Raw genomic sequence first — 4471 nt, forward strand, 5'->3', positions numbered from 1 at the left:
AACGTCATCCTCTCAGCCGTCGGCCACAACTTCCGCCGCATCCTCGCCTGGCTCAGGAAGATCTTGCGCCTCGTCCTGATCGTCCTTTGGCGCGCCTTCGCAACCCCAGTCGCCCTCAACCCCGCTTGTTAACGGACGACCAGATAAGTCTCGAGCCGCCATAGCCATGCCGATGAACTTGATTCATCGAGAACGGCGATAGTGTTGCGCAACTCTCTTCGACGCCGCCTTAAGGTGCCATCGGCGGAATTCCAGCCGCAGATCCCGCAACTCACGTATCGCTCGGCATATTATCTTCGGGAGCCTACCAGAGATCGGAGGTGATCAAACTTCAATATGGGATTATCAACGCACGTCTTCGACTCACAGGGGGCATGCCAAGCCCGAGCTTTATGCTGATCTGACCCCAGGGACGCCAAGTCGACCGTGCTTTCCATCGAGGAGGAAGCGATCATCGTCGCTTTCCGGCGGCATTCGCTATTGCCGCTCGACGATTGCCTCTATGCGCTCTAGCCGTCCATCCCGCATCTGACGCGATCATCCCTGCATCGTTGTCTCCAGCGTCACGGCATCACCCGATTGCCGGAGGTCGAGGGCAGCAAGCCTCCGAAGAAAAAGTTCAAGGCTTGCCCGATCGGCCACTTCTACATCGACATTGCTGAGCTCCAGACTGCTGAAGGCAAGCTCTACCTCTACCTCGCCATCGATCGCACCAGCAAGTTCGCCTTCGTGCAACTGGCCAGGAAGACGGGAAGGACCTCCGCCTTCCTCGAAGCTCTGATCGCGGCTGTCCCCTACAAGATCCACACGGTTCTCACCGACAATGGGATCCAGTTCACTTTCCCGCCGCGCTACGCGGACGGCCCGACGGCACGATACGTGACACGTATGTTCGATATGCGCTGCCAAGAGAATGGCATCGAACATCGGCTGACCAAGATCAAGCATCCCTGGACCAATGGCCAGGTCGAGCGCATGAACCGCACGATCAAGGAAGCGACCGTCCAAAGCTACCATTACGATCGACACGATCAGCTCGAAGCTCACCTCGCCGACTTCATCAACGCCTACAACTACGCTCGACGGCTGAAGACCCTGAACGGCCTCACGCCATACGAATACATCTGCAAATGCTGGACTTCCCAGTCCGGAACGATTCAAACTTAATCCGCTCCAGCAAATGCCGGGACTAAACACCTAAAGCGTATTGGTTTTCCCTGGCGGGATATTGCACCAAGATTGCCATGTGACCATCTTCTCAATCAATTCCCAAAGTTGGTATTTGACTGAAGCCTTGAGCAGCCGTCGGGCGGACGAAACGGCATGTCATCTCTGGATGCTGTCTGCGATGATCAAAAGGCTTGACCCGAAGATGTCTTATCCCTTGCCTTGTGCCCCTTCAAAACCTCTGCTGACCTCGTGGCATTGCTGAGCTCGCGCGATTGCGTTAGAGCGTGGCGGTCGCCGCTGCCGCGCAGCTGTGCGGACGGGGCCTCAGCCATCCCCTCCTTCACGCGCAATTCGCGATACATTCCGGAGCCGCGCCGCTCGCCCGACTTATGAGTTAGATCTAGGCATCTGAGAGCCCCAATCTCGCTCAATGCAAAGCGGGTCCCGAATGCCGCCCCATCTTTCGATAATCTGTTTAATTGGGTAAGCTCGCCACAATATTCCCTTGGTCGTGGTTTGCGCATCAAGCCATTCGTACGCGATCCTGATGCAGTCGTCATGTTCGTGGACATTGTTCTGTCGCTGATAGCGGACGTGCTTTTTGGCTTCGGCGATTTGCTGGGCGGTGAGCATTCTATCGAAAATCCTTTTGGCCGGCTCGATGAGACAGAGTAAAGATCGATCCACGCTCTTGCGCCATTTCTAACTATGCAATGATTTGTATAGGGCGGGCTTCCCCGCGCCCCTGAGGGATAAGGACGCCCGCCCTTGTCGCGATCAGCCGCACCCCATGGAGCGTATAGAGGGCTATCTTACAGTGATTTACCTAGCCTCCACTTCTGTCTTTCCCATCGATATCTTCGTCCACCGCTACCCCGCTCGGCCACCGTCCGGGGACTGTTCCGTCTGCGAGGAGGCCCAATTCCTGAGAGCGCTAGACGTCAGGCAGGCGTCGGCCAGCTCTCGCCAAGACTTCCCGACTTCGATCCACTTGCTTTTGCGGGCTGGCAAAACGTCAAGCACTCTTCGCGCATTAGAAGCAAGACGCATACTATCAGAAAAATTTGCGGCGCGCTCAGACTCCTCGATAGCTTTACGCAGGGCCTTTTCGGAGAGCCTCCACCCGAAGTCGGTAAACTTGTTCTCCGCGAAATACTCAAAACAGGCTCGGAACGTCAAAACACGGCCAACGACCATATGGGTCTGCAATCCTGCCTCGCTCAGCCAATGTCGGAAAAACTCCACCTGCTCTTGGCTGCCAAGATCGAGAAGGGCAGCACCGTCGAACATCAAAAGCGCCGCCATGCCAGCTATTTCGACTTGTACTTCTGTGTCCTGTTCTTCGAACCAATCGCTAATGATCGTCAATGGCGTCATCGGCGGATCCAAGGTCGACCTCTGTGCCAACCCAACATGGGTTTGGTGGGACGGAAACACATTGAGCAGCCATGCTGCGACTTCGCGTTCAATCATCGTCATCGGCCAAGGAATCGACGGCGCAAGCCAATGTCATTTTGCCAACGCTTTCCGCGCGGCCTCGGACGCTTCCTGATCTTTCGGATCTGCAAGATCAAACCAGGAATCGGGGGCATAGGTCTCGATACGCTTGGCTAGGAACGATTGCGGGTTCCAATCTTGCCCCTCGCGCTTCTCGAAAATGATGATATCGCGGTTAAAATAACTACGCCCCTGAATATCGCAGTCGTCAACCGAAAGCTGAACGCGCCACAAGCCGCCCTTGGCCGTTTGTTGCTCGTCCACCGTCGGTGAGTAGTGCACCTTAACGGGATCGCCAATAATGCAACGACCGCGCCGCAGAAGATCGCCCAGCTTGCCTTGCGCTGTCGTCACGAAGTTGAAGTTACCGAGATCATACAGAAAGCGACGGTTCGCGCCCCTATCCCTATTTGTTACGTCGTCAGCAATAAGCGAAAGTGCGAACGCCTGCCAGCCTAAATCCATCGGCTTTGCATAGGGCGTCACAAGTTTCACCGTGCCATCGGGTACCACTACCCATGTGACCGTGTAACCTTCCTTTTCTTCATCAGACCGGCGTTTCGTCCATAAAAAGACAACGAGCTCTCCACTATCGATCTTTGGCCCGAGCTTCCATCCCTTGGGAACGAAGTGGGCTACCTTCGAGACCTTGGCGAAGATTTGCTCCGCCGTCTCACCATCCTGCGCTCGCCAAGTTGATCTAACCTGGTCGATAAGAGCGTTGTCATCCGCACGAACTTCATCGCCCTTACCGGCCGGCCCACCCGGCAAAATCCGTAGGCCAAGAGTCACCCAGAGACCGAGACCGAGAGAGAGGTAGAACCAAAACCAAATCATGCGCCTATCGGTCATTTCTCTGCCCGGCGCAGCCGGTCCTTATATCCGCTTCGGCTTTGTATACCGATGAGATCCGCGAGGCGCCTACCAGAGTTGGTGGGTCACGATGCCGGCCGCCTGGACGACTCCCGTTCTGGGTTAACCTAGATAGTCGTATGAATTTCAGGAAGCGCTACGGCGCGCGGGTTCTGGTCACGACGGCCGAAATCGAGCGCTATCGGCGACGGTGGCCGATACCGCAGGCGAACACGCCGCGCCCGCCGTGACCCGCGCTGTGGCTGAAATGCCATCCCAGTCGAAGCCGTGCATCATAAACTCGCCTCATCCGCTCTGCCACAAGAGCGCCGAGGAGCGGACATCAATCCGTGTCGGCGTGGATACGGCATGTCGAAAAGCTGACAAATCCACGCAAACCTGATGCGAACTGCGGATCTTACCTTGGCACGAAGTGTGTTGGACCCGGTCTTGCCCCGGCGCTGCTGCTCGCGTGGCTAGTCAGCATCGTGCTCAGCGATCGTCGACTATGGAAGCTTGAGGGCGTGTAGCTTCCTCATTCGACCTCGGTGCAGAGTCATGTGACCCCTAACTTCTCGGGCAGCGCGGGCGGACAGGGACAGCGTCCTCTCGCCCCTGACTGTTCAGTCACGCCCGCGCTGCTCTCTTAGGAGTATGTAGAGTGCGCGTCAGGTTTCAGACATTTGCGCATTGAAGCGGCCGGGTCCGAACAGGAAAACAGACCGGGCAGTCAAGACGGCACGCTCCTTGCTTCGCTGGGCGAGCATCGGCAGTCTTGCAGGGGCGGCGATGCTGCGGCGGAACCGAGATGTTCCAACGCCATTTCGGGTCCGTCCCGCTTAGCCTGCGATGCTATATGGAGCAAGATGTTCGAGCGGCTTCCGCCGCGATTGCGCTCGCGCATGCGCTCGATCGCGAAGTTCTCAGCGTGTACGAACATGAAGGCCGCAGG

At 56.9% G+C, this 4471-nt stretch carries 2 protein-coding genes and 1 pseudogene; 1 reads left to right on the forward strand and 2 read right to left on the reverse strand.

All coding sequences use genetic code 11. From position 1 onward, the window contains the following. Positions 1–405 precede the first annotated feature (405 nt). Positions 406–1201, forward strand: a pseudogene (locus CQ12_RS09255) (IS481 family transposase); the annotation flags it as partial. Positions 1202–2040: 839 nt separating this feature from the next. Here CQ12_RS09255 and CQ12_RS09265 read toward each other — a convergent pair. After that, on the reverse strand, positions 2041–2649 hold the full coding sequence (locus CQ12_RS09265; protein ID WP_057835006.1) for a hypothetical protein: 609 nt from the start codon (positions 2647–2649) through the stop codon (positions 2041–2043). 30 nt (positions 2650–2679) lie between these two features. Beyond that, positions 2680–3504, reverse strand: a complete 825-nt coding sequence (locus CQ12_RS09270; protein ID WP_057835007.1) for a hypothetical protein — start codon at positions 3502–3504, stop codon at positions 2680–2682. Positions 3505–4471: the final 967 nt, after the last annotated feature.

This window comes from Bradyrhizobium jicamae (genome assembly GCF_001440395.1).
Classification (GTDB): Bacteria; Pseudomonadota; Alphaproteobacteria; order Rhizobiales; family Xanthobacteraceae; genus Bradyrhizobium; species Bradyrhizobium jicamae.

Coding starts and splice junctions, on each gene's coding strand:
- CQ12_RS09265 (WP_057835006.1), bottom strand. CDS start 2,649: ATGACGATGATTGAACGCGAAGTCGCAGCATGGCTGCTCAATGTGTTT.
- CQ12_RS09270 (WP_057835007.1), bottom strand. CDS start 3,504: ATGATTTGGTTTTGGTTCTACCTCTCTCTCGGTCTCGGTCTCTGGGTG.